Origin of the sequence: Pseudomonas sp. W2I6, from assembly GCF_030815935.1 — a bacterium.
Classification (GTDB): Bacteria; Pseudomonadota; Gammaproteobacteria; order Pseudomonadales; family Pseudomonadaceae; genus Aquipseudomonas.
Map to the genome: position 1 here is coordinate 76,882 of NZ_JAUSXJ010000001.1, position 15,245 is coordinate 92,126.

The window sequence follows — 15,245 nt, forward strand, 5'->3', positions numbered from 1 at the left end:
CTACTGAAGGTTGGTTATTTTCTCGCAACATTGCACGGTTTTGCTGATGACCTTGACTGACATGGACAGCTCCCGATGGGCGTCTGAAAGTGACTTGGCAATTTGATGCATTTCCGTTGATTTTTTATTAAGGCTCAGGTCACGCAAACCTTTGGTCGCACGTTTTGATAGCCTCGTTAAATGAGAAGACTGTTCGGATAGCGCGTTCGTACCGACTATTGAATTTTGGCTACCCGGGGAAGACGCGCGATCAACCAGGCTGGCTTGGAAAAAATTCATGTCGGAAGCAGAGGTATCAACACCTCGCGATTCAACCGTTCGTGAAACCGGGCGTTCTGTGAAGTCGTCAGCGAGCACGCGCATGTAAACCTCCGGCAAGACGCTAGGAACGTTCTTGTTGGTTTGGGATTAATGGTGGTTTTTTTCGACTGTTCAGCATGAGCCATGCCAGCAAACGGGTTGCTTCCTCTATGTTTAATAGAGGAAGCAAAGGTTTAAAACCTCAGTTTGCCTATGTTTTCGAGTTCTTTGTCATTATTTCGTTTTTAACCTCCTCTATTTTTAGTCGACGCATTTCAGCTTTTTTTGCATCTTCGATATCGGAATTGTCTCCGCCACCAAGACTGCCGGCAGTAACCCGTTTGTTAATATCGATTTCACTCATAACATCACCTCTGAGTTGCTTGATTTAAATTTTTGCTTGCTTATGCGTTGATGCTTAACCACGAACGTAGACCCATCATTGCCCGTCAGGCATATGAACCAAGCACATGGCTGGCCCGATCGGCGAAGTTGCTGATCATGTAGATGGCCTTTCCTTGAGTGGTTAAATGAAGATTTCAGTTCCAGAAAAAACTGCTGGTCCTGGGTTTAACCTGTTCCGCCGAGTGATATATCCAGTTGTTTCATCCTGTAGTACAGCGTGCGCTTGGCAACCCCCAATTCCCCGGCTACTACATCCACGTTGCCGCCGTGACGGCGCAGCGACTCTTCAATCAGCGATTTCTCGATTTGCTGTAGCCGCGCCTTGAGGTTCATCTCTATGTCCTGATGGTCCCTCATCGACTCTGAAAGCGGCGGAAGATCCAACACAAAGCGCTTGGCTGTCGAGCGCAGTTCGCGGACGTTGCCCGGCCAGGAATGGCATAGCAATTGTTGCAGCAGCGAGCTGGATGCCAGGGGTATCGGGTATTTAAAGTACTCGGCTTCCTGGCGGACGATGTTCAGGAACAAGGGGATAATCTGCTCGCGACGTTCGCGCAGGGGAGGGAGGCTGATGCTGATTACGTTCAGGCGAAAATACAGGTCGCGCCTGAATAACCCTTGCTCGACCATTTCGTGCAGCGAATGCTGGGCGGACGCGATAACGCGCATGTCCACCGGGATAAAGCGGGTAGAACCCAATCGCTCAACGCCCCGGGACTCCAGTACCCGCAGCAGTTTGGCTTGCAGGGTGAGGGGCATGCTGTCTATTTCGTCGAGGTACAAGGTACCCAAGTGTGCGGCTTCGACAAAGCCTGCCCGTGATTGCATCGCACCGGTGTAGGCGCCGCTGTTGACCCCGAACAGTTGGCTTTCCGCCAGGCTTTCGGGAATTGCAGCACAGTTGACGGCGACGAAGTTGCCTCGCCGGCCCGATAAGCGGTGGATGCGTTGGGCCAGGGTATCTTTACCGGTGCCGGTTTCCCCCAGCAAAAGTATGTCGATGTTTAAAGCCGCAGTATTGTTGATAGTGGCTTCAATGGTTGGGCATTCAGTAAATGGATCATCCGTTTCAAACGTGCTTTGATAGGAGGCCGACATATCGCTGTTGCTCCTATTGTGTCTCATTGTTTTACTGAGGGGCTTCCCTGCTGATATGGATAAGTAGAACGGAATTTAGCTGATTTGTCATTCTGTCGGAGAGTGCGAAATAGACGTTTGTGATGTGTGAAAAACCAAAAAATCTTAAGTTAAATATTATCAAGTGGGCGCTCGCTCGTGATTGCCTGATAATGGGTCGGAATAATCTTAAACTCGGGGGGGTGTCAGGGAGGAATGGCGTATTTTTACGTATTGAGGGCTGTGGTTGTTTTATAGGGTTGCCGTATTAAGATGTCAGGGGATATTTCAAAGTCGATCTTTGTAGAAAGTTGCAAACATCGCCCACAAAAAAGCCGATGCAGTGCATCGGCTTTTTGTTTTGCGGCATAGGCCGCAGGTAAAGCTTATACGTTGAAGCGGAAGTGCATCACGTCGCCATCCTTGACGATGTATTCCTTGCCTTCCAGGCGCCATTTACCGGCTTCCTTGGCACCGGCTTCACCCTTGAACTGGATGAAGTCGTTGTAGGCGATGACTTCGGCGCGGATAAAGCCTTTTTCGAAGTCGGTGTGGATCACCCCAGCCGCTTGCGGGGCAGTGGCACCGACCTTGACGGTCCAGGCGCGTACTTCTTCAACACCGGCGGTGAAGTAGGTCTGCAGGTGCAGCATTTCGTAGCCGGCACGGATCACGCGGTTCAGGCCAGGCTCTTCCAGGCCCAGGGCCTCGAGGAACATGTCTTTTTCTTCGCCGTCTTCCAGCTCGGCGATTTCCGCTTCGATCTTGTTGCACACCGGAACAACCATCGCGCCTTCTTCTTCGGCAATGGCCAGGACCACGTCGAGCAGCGGGTTGTTCTCGAAACCGTCTTCAGCCACGTTGGCGATGTACATCACCGGCTTGGTGGTCAGCAGGTGGAAGCCCTTGATCACCGCCTTTTCGTCGGTGCTCATGTTCTTCATCAGGCTGCGTGCCGGCTTGCCCAGAGTGAAGTGGGCAATCAGTTGCTCCAGCAAGGCTTTCTGGACCACTGCGTCCTTGTCGCCGCCCTTGGCGTTACGCGTGACCTTTTGCAGTTGCTTCTCGCAGCTGTCGAGGTCGGCGAAGATCAGTTCCAGGTCGATGATCTCGATGTCGCGTTTCGGGTCGACGCTGTTGGAGACGTGAATCACGTTCTCGTCTTCGAAGCAGCGGACCACGTGGGCGATGGCATCGGTCTCGCGGATGTTGGCGAGGAACTTGTTGCCCAGGCCTTCACCTTTCGACGCGCCGGCTACCAGGCCCGCGATGTCGACGAACTCCATGGTGGTCGGCAGGATGCGCTTTGGATTCACGATGGCCGCCAGGGCGTCCAGGCGTGTATCGGGCATCGGCACGATACCGGTGTTCGGTTCGATGGTGCAGAAGGGGAAGTTCTCCGCCGCAATACCGGATTTGGTCAGGGCGTTGAACAGGGTGGACTTGCCGACGTTAGGTAGGCCGACGATGCCGCAATTGAATCCCATGGTGTTTCCCCTCGGGTAAAGAGTCAGGCCTTCTGGCTGTGCAGGTTTTTCATCGCACGGTTCCATTCACCGGCGAAGATATCCGGCAGCACGCCGAGGGCAAAATCGATGCTGGCATCGAGTTTTTCCTGTTCGGCGCGTGGCGCACGACCCAGGACGAAATTTGAAACCATACTGGCAACGCCCGGGTGGCCAATGCCAAGCCGCAAGCGGTAGAACGTATTCTGATTGCCCAACTGCGCGATGATGTCGCGCAGGCCATTATGCCCGCCATGGCCGCCGCCTTGCTTGAGCTTGGCAACGCCGGGTGGCAGGTCTAGTTCGTCATGGGCCACCAGGATTTCTTCGGGTTTGATCCGGAAGAAGCCCGCAAGCGCCGCGACAGCCTGGCCGCTGCGGTTCATGTAGGTGGTGGGAATCAACAGACGAACATCCTGACCCTGATGCGAAAAGCGTCCGGTCAGGCCAAAATATTTGCGATCGGCCACAAGATTGACGCCTTGGGCGTGGGCGATACGCTCAACAAAAAGGGCCCCCGCGTTATGCCGGGTCTGTTCGTATTCGGCGCCTGGATTTCCCAGGCCAACGATCAGTTTAATGGCAGTCACGACAGGGGCCCTTCCTTTGGAGTTGTGGATAACATCGCCGTTGGTGCGGCGAAAGTGGACGACAAAAACTCATTAACCGTTAGAGGCCAACTTCGCATTCTCGCCCGCTTTCTCGCTACGTTCCGGTCCGCGATGTTTCCTCAAGCTCCGGCATTACAGAGTGAATTACTCTGCAGCGCCTTCTTCAGCTTCTGGTGCAACGCGTGGAGCGTGTACGTTTGCAACAGCTTTGTCGTCACCGTGAGCCAGTGCAACGAACTCAACGCCTTTAGGAGCCTTGAGGTCGGACAGGTGAACGATTGCGCCGATTTCCAGAGCCGACAGGTCGACTTCGATGAACTCAGGCAGGTCTTTCGGCAGGCAGGTCACTTCGATCTCGGCGATAACGTGCGAAACTTCGCCGCCTTTCTTGACCGGAGCTTCTTCACCAACGAAGTGCACAGGCACGATAGCGGTCAGTTTCTGACCAGCTACTACGCGTACGAAGTCAGCGTGCAGCACGTGGCCTTTAGCTGGGTGACGTTGCAGTGCCTTGATGATGACGTTCTGCTTGGTGCCGCCAACGTTCAGCTCGATGATGTGGCTGTAAGCCGCGTCGTTTTCGAGCAGTTTGGCGATTTCTTTAGCCAGCATGCTGATGGATTCAGGGGCTTTTTCGCCACCGTAAACTACAGCTGGAACCAGGCTTGCGAGACGACGCAGGCGGCGGCTCGCACCTTTCCCCAGGTCGGAACGCAGTTCAGCATTCAAAGTAAAATCGTTCATGTTGTATCTCCAAAATAACCACATTCGCCCTAGCGTTTGCGACCAGCGCTAAAGGCGATATGGGCAAAAAAGCCCCGCCCCAACAGAATGCTGGGGCGGGGCGCTTTTCGTCAGGTTGATGCTGCTAAGGTTTGACCCTTAACGGAACATCGCGCTGATCGATTCTTCGTTGCTGATGCGGCGAACCGCTTCGGCAACTACCGGTGCGATATCCAGTTGACGGATACGCGAACAGGCTTGAGCGGCAGCGGACAACGGGATGGTGTTAGTCACCACCAGTTCGTCCAGCATTGAGTTCTCGATGTTCTCGATCGCTCGGCCCGACAGCACAGGGTGTGTGCAGTAGGCGAAGACTTTTGCTGCACCGTGCTCTTTCAAGGCTTTCGCCGCGTGGCACAGGGTGCCGGCGGTGTCGACCATGTCATCAACCAGAATACAGGTACGCCCTTCGACATCACCGATGATATGCATCACTTCAGAGTGATTGGCTTTCTCGCGGCGTTTGTCGATGATCCCGAGATCCACGCCCAGGGATTTGGCAACAGCCCGTGCACGCACGACGCCACCAATGTCCGGGGACACGATCATCAGGTTTTCAAAGCGCTGGTCTTCGATGTCATCCACCAGGACGGGGGAGCCGTAGATGTTATCTACCGGAATATCGAAGAACCCCTGGATTTGGTCAGCGTGCAGGTCAACCGTGAGAACACGGTCGATACCTACCACGGTCAGCATGTCAGCAACGACTTTCGCGCTGATAGCCACACGTGCGGAACGCGGACGGCGATCCTGACGGGCATAACCAAAGTAAGGGATTACAGCTGTGATTCGAGTCGCTGAGGAGCGGCGGAAGGCATCAGCCATCACGACGAGTTCCATCAGGTTATCGTTGGTCGGAGCGCAAGTCGGCTGAATAATGAAGACATCTTTACCGCGGACGTTTTCATTGATCTCGGCTGTAATTTCGCCGTCGGAGAATTTACCGACAGAGATGTCACCGAGAGGGATATGCAGCTGACGTACAACACGCCGAGCCAGATCGGGGTTAGCATTCCCCGTAAAGACCATCATCTTGGACACGCGCAGTACCTAGAGGCTGAGGGTAACCTGGATGAGTATAGAAAATGGCAGGGGCGGCTGGATTCGAACCAACGCATGGCAGGATCAAAACCTGCTGCCTTACCGCTTGGCGACGCCCCTGTATCTGTTGCAACGAGTACCCAGTACTCGGTTCCTTTAGAGCAGACTTTGCAGCTTGCGATGCAACATCGAAACGTTGCTTCCCTTTGCTACAAACCCTGTAAGGGTCTCTGTAAGAAGGGCCGAGACTTTATCAGCTTCAGCTTTGCTTGGGAAGCCCCCAAACACACAACTTCCAGTTCCGGTTAATTTTGCTTCGGTAAAATTACCTAACAAATTCAAAGCGTTACGTACATCTGGATAACGCCTTGCTACAACCGGTAAGCAGTCATTTCGACTGTTTCCCTTGGGAACGGGGCGCACTTTAATGGGAGGAGAGTTACGTGTCAACAGTGGATCTGAAAAAATTTCTGCTGTACTTACAGATACTTGCGGAACAAGCACGACATACCACGGCTCTTCGGGGTCTACAGGGGTGAGTTTCTCCCCCACGCCTTCGGCAAAAGCGGCGTGCCCACGCACGAAAACCGGGACGTCCGCGCCCAGTGTCAGGCCCAGCGCCGCCAGGCGATCGTGGTCCCAACCCAGTTGCCACAAGTGATTCAGGCCGAGCAATGTCGTTGCGGCATTTGAGCTGCCGCCACCGATGCCGCCGCCCATGGGCAGGATTTTTTCGATCCAGATGTCGATGCCCAATGGGCAACCGGATTGTTCCTGGAGTTTTTTCGCGGCCTTCACAATCAGGTTGCTGTCGTGAGGTACGCCGTCGAATTCGGTGTGCAACTGGATCACGCCGTCATCGCGAACGGCGAAGGTCAGCTCATCGCCGTAGTCGAGAAATTGAAAAATCGTCTGCAACTCGTGATAGCCGTCTTCACGGCGACCAAGAATGTGCAGCATCAAATTCAGTTTGGCCGGGGAGGGCAGGGTCAGGCGTTGCTCGTTCATCTCACTGCCCCAGCTTGCGCGGTTGCCAGTCCTTGATCACCAGCGTGACGTCAAGGTCGGTGCCATGCAGCTTGATGCGCTCGGGCAGCCAGTAACCGTTCTGTTGCACATAGCTCAGGTATTCGACCTGCCAGCCATCCTGTTCCAGCGAAGCCAGGCGGCTGTCGCCATTGAGGCTCAGGCGGCTCTTGCTGTCTGGCGCAGGAAGACCGCGTACCCACCACACCAGGTGCGATACGGGGAGTTTCCAGCCCATCTGTTCTTCCAGCAGGGCTTCCGGCGTTGGCGCTTCATAGCGGCCCTGATTGGCCACTTCCAGGCTGACTTGCCCCGGCCGGCCGGTCAGGCGTGCGGCACCGCGGCCCAGCGGGCCAGACAGGCGAATGTCGTAATAGTCCTGGCGTTGCAGCCAGAACAAGGTGCCGCTGCCCGAATCTTTCGGGGCGCGAATGCCCACCTTGCCCTCGATCTGCCAGCCATCAAGGCTGCTCAGTTGATCCTTGTGCTGCTGCCACTGCGCCGGGTTGCCCGGGCCTTCGACAGATTCACGGGTGCTAAGACCGGAACAGCCGGCAAGCAGGGCAATAAAGCTGAAAACGATAACGTGGCGCAAAAACATAAAGTTAAAGGGTCTCGGATCCGGTCAGGCGCTTGATGGTGCTGCGCAGGATTGGGCTTTCGGGCTGTTCCTTGAGGAACTTCTCCCAGATTTGTCGCGCTTCACGCTGCTTGCCATTGGCCCAGAGCACTTCGCCCAGGTGTGCGGCGACTTCCTGGTCGGGGAAGCGCTCCAGCGCCTGGCGCAACAAGCGTTCGGCTTCGTCCAGGTTGCCCAGGCGGTAATTCACCCAGCCGAGGCTGTCGAGTACGGCCGGGTCTTCCGGGTTGAGCTGGTGAGCTTTTTCAATCAGCTCCTTGGCTTCGGCGTAACGCGTTGTACGGTCGGACAAGGTGTAACCCAGGGCGTTCAGTGCCATGGCATTGTCCGGGTCGCGCTTGATGATCAGGCGCAGGTCTTTTTCCATCTGCGCCAGGTCATTGCGTTTTTCCGCCTGCATGGCGCGGGTGTACAGCAGGTTCAAGTCGTCCGGATATTGCAGCAAGGCTTGCTGGAGAATTTTCCAGGCGCGATCGCCCTGCTTGTTGGCCGACAGGGTCTCGGCCTGGATCAGGTACAGCTGGATCGCGTAGTCCGGTTCGGCATCCCGTGCGGCAGCCAGGCGTTTTTCCGCCTCGTCGGTGCGGCCGTTGTTCATCAGGATATCGGCCTGGCGCAGTTGCGCCGGCAGGTAGTCATTGCCGGCGCCGACCTGAGCGTATTCAAGCAATGCAGCCTGCGGGTCGTTACGCTCTTCAGCGATGCGGCCCAGGTTCAGGTGCGCCGAATCCACGTGGCTCTCGCGGGCGATCAGGTCTTCCAGGTAACCCTTGGCCTCATCCCAGGCCTTGGCTTCCAGGCACACCAGCGCCAGGGAGTAGCGCAATTCGTCATCGTCCGGGTATTGCTGCACGAGGTTGGCGAACTGCACCTTGGCGTCTTCCATGCGGTCCTGTTCAACCAGCATGCGGGCATAGGTCAGCAGCAGGCGTTTGTCGCCCGGGTACTTCTTGATGCTTTTTTCCAGCAGCGGAATCGCTTCCTTGCCGCGGTTGAGGTTTTGCAGCAGGCGGGCGCGCAGCAGGATCGGCGCAATCTCGCCCTCTTCCGGCGGGTGTTGCTCCAGCAGCTTCAGCGCAGCCTCGGGCTCATCATCCTGTTGCAACAACAGCGCCTTGCCGAAAATCAGCTGGCTGTTGTTCGGGTGTTTTTGCAGCAGGCGGTCGAAACTCTTCATCAGGCCGTTGCGGGTGTCCTGATCGGTGTCGGCGGCTGACAGCGCGAGGAAGTCAAAATGCGTGTCGCCCTTGCCCTGCAGGACCTTCTCCATATACACCATGGAGTCGTCATAGCGCCCGGCGCGGGCCAGTTGAATGGCCGCTGCCCGTTGTGCCTCGAGATCGTCCGGGGCGTTTTTCGCCCAGATCAGCGAGGAGTCTAGGGCCGCCTGATCGGCGCCCAGGTACTCGGCGATGCGAAACGCCCGCTCCGAAATCCCCGGATCCTGAGTATTGATGGCCTGGGTCACGTAGTTATCCAGGGCAATGTCGAAACGATTGCGCTGGCCGGCCAGCTCCGCGCTCAGCAGGCTGAAGATCGTCTCTTCACTGAACGAGGAATAAACCTTGGGCCTTTCAGGGGCGGGGGTGCTGTCTTCTACCGGCGGCGTACCGTCCGGCGACACGGGTGCCATGGCCTGGCAGCCGCTGAGAAAGACAAAAGCAAGGAGCAACGCGGAAGATCTATTCATATAGGAAGAGGACGACTAACCTGCGGTCGGATCATCATGACACAAGCCTTCGGCCAAACATAACCGTGTAGGAGCGAGCTTGCTCGCGAAGAACCAGAGGACAACGCGTTTTATCCCGTAAGCCAGCGTTATCGTTAACGACCATCGCGAGCAAGCTCGCTCCTACAGATGGCCTTTATAGGCGTAAGCTACTAGGACAATAGCCTACGGTGGTTGTTCTGAATCATTCGAAGTAGGACAATTGCCGGCTTCCCGACATCATCAGCGATATTGAATGGCCTTCCTTGCACTCGGTATTAACCACAAGACTGCTTCTGTAGACGTCCGCGAGCGCGTGGCTTTTACTCCCGAGCAGTTGGTTGAGGCCTTGCAGCAGCTCTGCCGGCTCACCGACAGTCGCGAAGCTGCGATCCTTTCGACCTGTAATCGCAGCGAGCTCTATATAGAGCAGGAACATCTTTCAGCGGATGTGGTGCTGCGCTGGCTGGCCGATTACCACCATTTGAGCCTCGATGAGCTGCGCCAAAGCTCATATGTGCACGAAGAGGATGCGGCAGTTCGTCACATGATGCGCGTCGCCTCCGGGCTGGATTCGCTGGTGTTGGGCGAACCGCAGATTCTCGGCCAGATGAAGTCCGCCTACGCCGTGGCCCGCGAGGCCGGCACCATCGGCCCGCTGCTGGGGCGCCTGTTCCAGGCCACCTTCAACTCCGCCAAGCAGGTGCGCACCGACACCGCCATCGGTGAAAACCCGGTGTCCGTGGCGTTTGCCGCCGTCAGCCTGGCCAAACAGATTTTCAGTGACTTGCAGCGCAGCCAGGCCCTGCTGATCGGCGCCGGCGAGACCATCACCCTGGTCGCCCGCCACCTGCACGAGCTGGGCGTAAAGCGCATCGTCGTCGCCAACCGTACCCTGGAACGCGCCAGCATCCTGGCCGAGCAGTTCGGTGCCCACGCGGTGTTGCTTTCCGACATCCCGGCCGAGCTGGTGCGCAGCGACATCGTCATCAGCTCTACTGCCAGCCAGTTGCCGATCCTCGGCAAGGGCGCGGTGGAAAGCGCCCTGAAACTGCGCAAGCACAAGCCGATCTTCATGGTGGATATCGCCGTTCCCCGGGATATCGAGCCTGAAGTCGGCGAGTTGGACGACGTTTACCTCTATAGCGTCGACGACCTGCACGAAGTGGTCGCCGAAAACCTCAAGAGTCGCCAGGGCGCTGCCCAGGCTGCCGAGGAAATGGTCAGCACCGGTGCCGACGATTTCATGGTGCGCCTGCGTGAACTGGCGGCAGTGGACGTGCTCAAGGCCTACCGTCAGCAAGGCGAACGCCTGCGGGACGAGGAATTGATCAAGGCCCAGCGTATGCTCGCCAACGGCAGCAGCGCCGAAGACGTGCTGATGCAACTGGCGCGCGGCCTGACCAACAAATTGCTGCACGCTCCCAGTGTCCAGTTGAAAAAGCTTACCGCCGAAGGCCGCCTCGATGCGCTGGCCATGGCCCAGGAACTCTTTGCCCTCGGTGAGGGCGCGACAGAAAGCTCTTCGGATAAAAAACCGCAATGAAAGCGTCACTGCTCAATAAACTGGACGTCCTTCAGGACCGTTTCGAAGAACTGACCGCCTTGCTCGGCGATGGCGAGGTCATCTCCGATCAGACCAAGTTCCGCACCTATTCCAAGGAATACGCGGAAGTTGAACCGATCGTGGGCACCTATAAACAGTTGCTCAAGGTTCAGGCTGACCTCGAAGGCGCCCAGGCGCTGCTCAAGGACAGCGACCCGGACATGCGCGAAATGGCCGTTGAAGAAGTGCGAGAGGCCAAGGACAAGCTGATCGAACTGGAAGGCGACCTGCAACGCATGCTGTTGCCCAAGGATCCGAACGACGGGCGCAACGTATTCCTTGAAATCCGCGCCGGCACCGGCGGTGACGAAGCGGCGATTTTCTCCGGCGACCTGTTCCGCATGTATTCGCGCTATGCCGAGCGTCGCGGCTGGCGTGTGGAGATCCTGTCCGAGAACGAAGGCGAACACGGCGGCTATAAAGAAGTCATCGCCCGGGTTGAGGGCGAGAATGTCTACGGCAAACTGAAGTTCGAATCCGGCGTGCACCGCGTGCAGCGGGTGCCAGCCACGGAATCCCAGGGCCGTATCCACACCTCGGCGTGCACCGTGGCCGTGTTGCCCGAGCCCGACGAGCAGGAAGCCATCGAGATCAACCCGGCAGACCTGCGGGTCGACACCTACCGCTCATCGGGCGCCGGTGGCCAGCACGTCAACAAGACCGACTCGGCGATCCGTATCACTCACTTGCCTTCGGGCATCGTGGTGGAGTGCCAGGAAGAACGTTCCCAGCACAAGAACCGTGCGCGGGCCATGTCCTGGCTGTCGGCCAAGCTGAATGACCAGCAGACCAGCGCCGCCGCCAATGCGATTGCCAGCGAGCGTAAGTTGCTGGTGGGCTCGGGCGACCGTTCCGAGCGCATTCGTACCTACAACTTTGCCCAGGGCCGGGTCACCGACCACCGCGTCAACCTGACGCTGTACTCCCTGGACGAAATTCTCGCCGGTGGCGTCGATGCGGTAATCGAGCCGTTGTTGGCCGAATACCAGGCCGACCAGCTTGCGGCGATAGGTGAATAAATGACCATTATTGCCAGTTTGTTACGCGCCGCCGACCTGCCGGACTCGCCGACTGCGCGCCTGGACGTGGAATTGTTGCTGGCCGCCGCCTTGGGCAAGTCCCGCAGCTACCTGCACACCTGGCCGGAAAAAATCGTCAGCAGTGAACACGCGCTGACCTTTGCCGACTACCTGCAACGCCGTCGTGCCGGCGAGCCCGTGGCCTACATCCTCGGCCAGCAAGGCTTCTGGAAGCTCGACCTGGAAGTGGCACCGCACACGCTGATCCCGCGTCCGGAAACCGAGATGCTGGTGGAAGCCGCCCTGGAATTGCTGCCTGCCACACCGGCCAAGGTCCTGGACCTGGGCACCGGCAGCGGCGCGATTGCCCTGGCCCTGGCCAGCGAACGCCCGGCCTGGCAAGTCACGGCGGTCGACCGCGTGCTGGAAGCTGTGGCCCTGGCCGAACGCAACCGCCAGCGCCTGCACCTGAACAACGCCACGGTGCTGAACAGCCATTGGTTCAGTGCCCTCGAAGGCCACACTTACAATCTGATCATCAGCAACCCACCTTATATAGCCGACACCGACCCGCACCTGGTGGCCGGTGACGTGCGCTTTGAACCGGCCAGCGCGCTGGTATCCGGGCATGACGGCCTGGACGACCTGCGGCTGATCATCGCCCAGGCGCCTGCGCACCTCGACGCCGCGGGTTGGTTGCTGCTGGAGCACGGTTACGACCAGGCGCCCGCCGTGCGCGACCTGCTGCTGGGGGAAGGCTTTGAAGAAGTCCACAGCCGCATCGACCTGGGCGGCCACGAACGCATCACGTTGGGACGCCGCCCGTGATGAACGACCAGGAGCTGTTGCGCTATAGCCGGCAGATTCTGTTGCAGCATGTCGACATCGAAGGCCAGTTGCGCCTGAAAAACAGCCGCGCGCTGATCGTCGGCCTGGGTGGCCTCGGTTCGCCGGTGGCGCTGTACCTGGCGGCGGCGGGTGTGGGTGAGCTGCATTTGGCGGATTTCGACACTGTCGACCTGACCAACCTGCAACGCCAGATCATTCACGACACTGACAGCGTCGGCCTGAGCAAGGTCGACTCGGCGATTCGCCGCCTGAGCGCGATCAATCCTCAAATACTGCTGGTTGCCCATCGCAGCGCGCTGGATGAGGATTCCCTCGCGGCCGCCGTGGCGGTGGTCGATGTGGTACTGGATTGCAGCGACAACTTCTCCACCCGCGAAGCGGTCAACGCTGCGTGTGTCGCTGCCGGCAAGCCTTTGGTGAGCGGTGCGGCGATTCGCCTCGAAGGCCAGCTGTCGGTGTTCGACCCTCGTCGCGCCGAAAGCCCCTGCTACCACTGTTTATACGGGCACGGCAGCGACGCCGAACTGACCTGCAGCGAAGCCGGTGTCATCGGCCCGCTGGTGGGTCTGGTCGGCAGCCTGCAAGCCCTGGAATCCTTGAAATTGCTGGCCGGTTTCGGCGAGCCGTTGGTGGGGCGGCTGTTGTTGATCGACGCCCTGACCACGCGTTTTCGCGAGTTGCGGGTCAAGCGCGATCCCGGTTGCAGCGTCTGCGGTAGCCAACATGGTTAAGGATGCGCCGATTGGTGTGTTCGACTCCGGTGTCGGCGGCCTGTCGGTGCTGGACGAAATCCAGCGTCTGCTGTCCCATGAGTCGCTGCTGTACGTGGCGGATGGCGGGAATATCCCCTACGGCGAGAAAACCCCGGCGTTCATCCTCGATCGTTCGCGACAGGTGGCGGCGTTCTTCCGTGAGAAGGGCGCCAAAGCGTTTGTGATTGCCTGCAACACGGCGACCGTTGCGGCGGTTGCCGATTTGCGTCAGGACTATCCCGACTGGCCATTGGTGGGCATGGAACCGGCAGTCAAACCCGCGGCCGCCGCGACCCGCAGTGGCGTCGTCGGCGTGCTGGCGACCACCGGCACCCTGCAAAGCGCCAAGTTCGCCGCCTTGCTCGACCGCTTCGCCACCGATGTGCGGGTGATCACCCAACCCTGCCCGGGCCTGGTGGAGCTGATCGAAACCGGCGACCTGGACAGCCCGGCCCTGCGCCTGCTGTTGCAAGGCTACGTGGAGCCGCTGATTGCGGCCGGTTGCGACACCATCATCCTCGGCTGCACCCACTACCCGTTCCTCAAGCCCCTGCTCGCCGAGATGCTCCCGCCGACGATCATTTTGATCGACACCGGGGCGGCAGTAGCGCGTCAATTGCAGCGTCTTTTGAGTGATCGCGAATTGCTGGCCACTGGCAATCCGCCGCCTGTACAGTTCTGGACCAGCGGCGATCCGCAGCATCTAAGAAATATCCTACCGACCCTATGGAAATCTCCCGGAGTTGTGAGTAGTTTTGGCGTGTGAAAAAAACGTGAAATAACGCCTTTATCCGCTGAACTTCTGGCTATACGGCAGCTTCTATAGCAAGTTAGCCGGTACAAAATCATACAACTTCGTTCGGAAGGGATGTTTCTCTATGAAGCGCTTGTTCTGTTTGGCTGCGATTGCGGCCGCAATGTTGGGGCACTCTTTTTCCGCACAGGCGGCAGGCCTGGAACTTGGGGTGGGAAGTACGAGCGATTCGACCATGACCTATCGGTTGGGGCTGACCTCGGACTGGGATAAAAGCTGGTGGCAGACCGATACGGGGCGCGTGACCGGGTACTGGAGCGGCGCCTACACCTATTGGGACGGTGACAAGCGGGCCAGCGTCAGCAGCCTGTCGTTCTCACCCGTGTTTGTGTATGAGTTTGCCGGGGAGAGGGTGAAGCCGTACATCGAGGCCGGCGTGGGTGTGGCCGTGTTCTCCCGCACGCGGGTAGAAGACAACAATATCGGCCAGGCTTTCCAGTTTGAAGACCGGCTGGGCTTTGGCTTGCGCTTTGTCGGTGGCAGTGAAGTGGGGATTCGGGCCACCCATTACTCCAATGCCGGGATCAGCAGCAATAACGATGGTGTAGAGAGTTATTCGCTGCACTACACGCTGCCGTTGTAGTTTTTTAAGCACACTGCAAAACCATTGTGGGAGCGGGCTTGCTCGCGAAAGCGGTATATCAGCCACGAATCAGTTGACTGACACACCGCTTTCGCGAGCAAGCCCGCTCCCACATTTGCTACTCATTGGTTCCGAAATCAGCGATACACCGTCGCAATCCCCTGGCGCTCATCGATGCACTCCGGCGCGCCCATCTCGAATTCCCGGCAGATCAGCGGCCGCTTCTCGTAAATCGTGCACATCATCGTGTCGCGGTCCAGCGCCGCGCACCAGCCGTCATCCAGGCGCAGCATGACTTCGCCGCCCCAATCGTCGGTATCGATAAAGCGATCGGGCACGCCGGTATCAGTGATCAGCATGACTTCCAGCTGGCAGCAGCATGCGGCGCAGGTGGAGCAGGTGACGGCAGGTTCGGCGATTTGGGTATGGGGGATGTTGGTCATAGGCGCGCAGTGTAAGGCAAGCGGCTCATAGGTGTGTGAAAGGC

The 15,245-nt window shown here is 58.1% G+C and carries 17 protein-coding genes and 1 tRNA gene; 6 read left to right on the forward strand and 12 right to left on the reverse strand.

Annotated elements, in window-relative coordinates; genetic code table 11:
- The 11 genes from QF039_RS00365 to QF039_RS00415 all read right to left on the reverse strand — a co-directional run bounded on the left by QF039_RS00365 (position 1) and on the right by QF039_RS00415 (position 9,117).
- The gene (locus tag QF039_RS00365) at positions 1-363 is read right to left on the reverse strand and encodes a hypothetical protein (protein WP_158660272.1); all 363 of its coding nucleotides are present in this window, start codon (positions 361-363) and stop codon (positions 1-3) included.
- 148 nt (positions 364-511) lie between these two features.
- Positions 512-664 carry a hypothetical protein gene (locus QF039_RS00370; protein WP_307516515.1) on the reverse strand — a complete coding sequence of 51 codons (153 nt, stop codon included), beginning with the start codon at positions 662-664 and terminating at the stop codon, positions 512-514.
- Positions 665-870: 206 nt separating this feature from the next.
- On the reverse strand, positions 871-1,803 hold the full coding sequence (locus tag QF039_RS00375) for a sigma 54-interacting transcriptional regulator (RefSeq protein WP_177009586.1): 933 nt from the start codon (positions 1,801-1,803) through the stop codon (positions 871-873).
- Positions 1,804-2,207: 404 nt separating this feature from the next.
- Entirely contained in the window at positions 2,208-3,308 is a 1,101-nt protein-coding gene (ychF, locus tag QF039_RS00380) for a redox-regulated ATPase YchF (RefSeq protein ID WP_003208384.1), read from the reverse strand.
- A gap of 23 nt (positions 3,309-3,331) precedes the next feature.
- Entirely contained in the window at positions 3,332-3,916 is a 585-nt protein-coding gene (gene pth / locus QF039_RS00385; RefSeq protein WP_003208389.1) for an aminoacyl-tRNA hydrolase, read from the reverse strand.
- Positions 3,917-4,081: 165 nt separating this feature from the next.
- Positions 4,082-4,681: a 50S ribosomal protein L25/general stress protein Ctc gene (locus QF039_RS00390; RefSeq protein ID WP_003208391.1), complete on the reverse strand. Its 600-nt coding sequence runs from the start codon at positions 4,679-4,681 to the stop codon at positions 4,082-4,084.
- A 138-nt stretch (positions 4,682-4,819) separates the two neighbouring features.
- The gene (locus tag QF039_RS00395) at positions 4,820-5,761 is read right to left on the reverse strand and encodes a ribose-phosphate pyrophosphokinase (protein WP_003208392.1); all 942 of its coding nucleotides are present in this window, start codon (positions 5,759-5,761) and stop codon (positions 4,820-4,822) included.
- A 45-nt stretch (positions 5,762-5,806) separates the two neighbouring features.
- Positions 5,807-5,881: transfer RNA gene (locus QF039_RS00400), tRNA-Gln, on the reverse strand.
- A gap of 36 nt (positions 5,882-5,917) precedes the next feature.
- Positions 5,918-6,769: a 4-(cytidine 5'-diphospho)-2-C-methyl-D-erythritol kinase gene (gene ispE / locus QF039_RS00405; RefSeq protein WP_003208395.1), complete on the reverse strand. Its 852-nt coding sequence runs from the start codon at positions 6,767-6,769 to the stop codon at positions 5,918-5,920.
- A 1-nt stretch (position 6,770) separates the two neighbouring features.
- Positions 6,771-7,388: a lipoprotein insertase outer membrane protein LolB gene (gene lolB, locus QF039_RS00410; protein WP_307516519.1), complete on the reverse strand. Its 618-nt coding sequence runs from the start codon at positions 7,386-7,388 to the stop codon at positions 6,771-6,773.
- A gap of 4 nt (positions 7,389-7,392) precedes the next feature.
- Positions 7,393-9,117: a tetratricopeptide repeat protein gene (locus QF039_RS00415; RefSeq protein ID WP_307516520.1), complete on the reverse strand. Its 1,725-nt coding sequence runs from the start codon at positions 9,115-9,117 to the stop codon at positions 7,393-7,395.
- Positions 9,118-9,391: 274 nt separating this feature from the next.
- On the opposite strand from QF039_RS00415, the gene hemA reads away from it, so the two are divergent.
- The 6 genes from hemA to QF039_RS00445 all read left to right on the forward strand — a co-directional run bounded on the left by hemA (position 9,392) and on the right by QF039_RS00445 (position 14,758).
- Positions 9,392-10,681, forward strand: coding sequence for a glutamyl-tRNA reductase (gene hemA, locus QF039_RS00420; RefSeq protein ID WP_008432265.1), 1,290 nt, complete (start codon positions 9,392-9,394; stop codon positions 10,679-10,681).
- Positions 10,678-11,760 (forward strand): peptide chain release factor 1, encoded by a 1,083-nt coding sequence (prfA, locus tag QF039_RS00425; RefSeq protein ID WP_003208405.1) that lies wholly within the window; start codon positions 10,678-10,680, stop codon positions 11,758-11,760. The genes hemA and prfA overlap by 4 nt, the downstream gene beginning before the upstream one ends.
- Entirely contained in the window at positions 11,761-12,588 is an 828-nt protein-coding gene (prmC, locus tag QF039_RS00430; RefSeq protein ID WP_003208408.1) for a peptide chain release factor N(5)-glutamine methyltransferase, read from the forward strand. It begins immediately after the preceding gene.
- The gene (locus QF039_RS00435; RefSeq protein ID WP_307516524.1) at positions 12,585-13,340 is read left to right on the forward strand and encodes a molybdopterin-synthase adenylyltransferase MoeB; all 756 of its coding nucleotides are present in this window, start codon (positions 12,585-12,587) and stop codon (positions 13,338-13,340) included. The genes prmC and QF039_RS00435 overlap by 4 nt, the downstream gene beginning before the upstream one ends.
- A complete protein-coding gene (murI, locus tag QF039_RS00440; RefSeq protein WP_307516525.1) occupies positions 13,333-14,127 on the forward strand; it encodes a glutamate racemase in 795 nt (264 codons plus the stop codon). Before QF039_RS00435 ends, murI begins: the two co-directional genes overlap by 8 nt.
- Positions 14,128-14,239: 112 nt before the next feature.
- Entirely contained in the window at positions 14,240-14,758 is a 519-nt protein-coding gene (locus tag QF039_RS00445) for an acyloxyacyl hydrolase (protein WP_003208415.1), read from the forward strand.
- A gap of 137 nt (positions 14,759-14,895) precedes the next feature.
- Here QF039_RS00445 and QF039_RS00450 read toward each other — a convergent pair whose 3' ends face one another.
- Complete coding sequence (locus tag QF039_RS00450) at positions 14,896-15,201, reverse strand: YkgJ family cysteine cluster protein (RefSeq protein ID WP_003208416.1); 306 nt, start codon at positions 15,199-15,201, stop codon at positions 14,896-14,898.
- Positions 15,202-15,245: the final 44 nt, after the last annotated feature.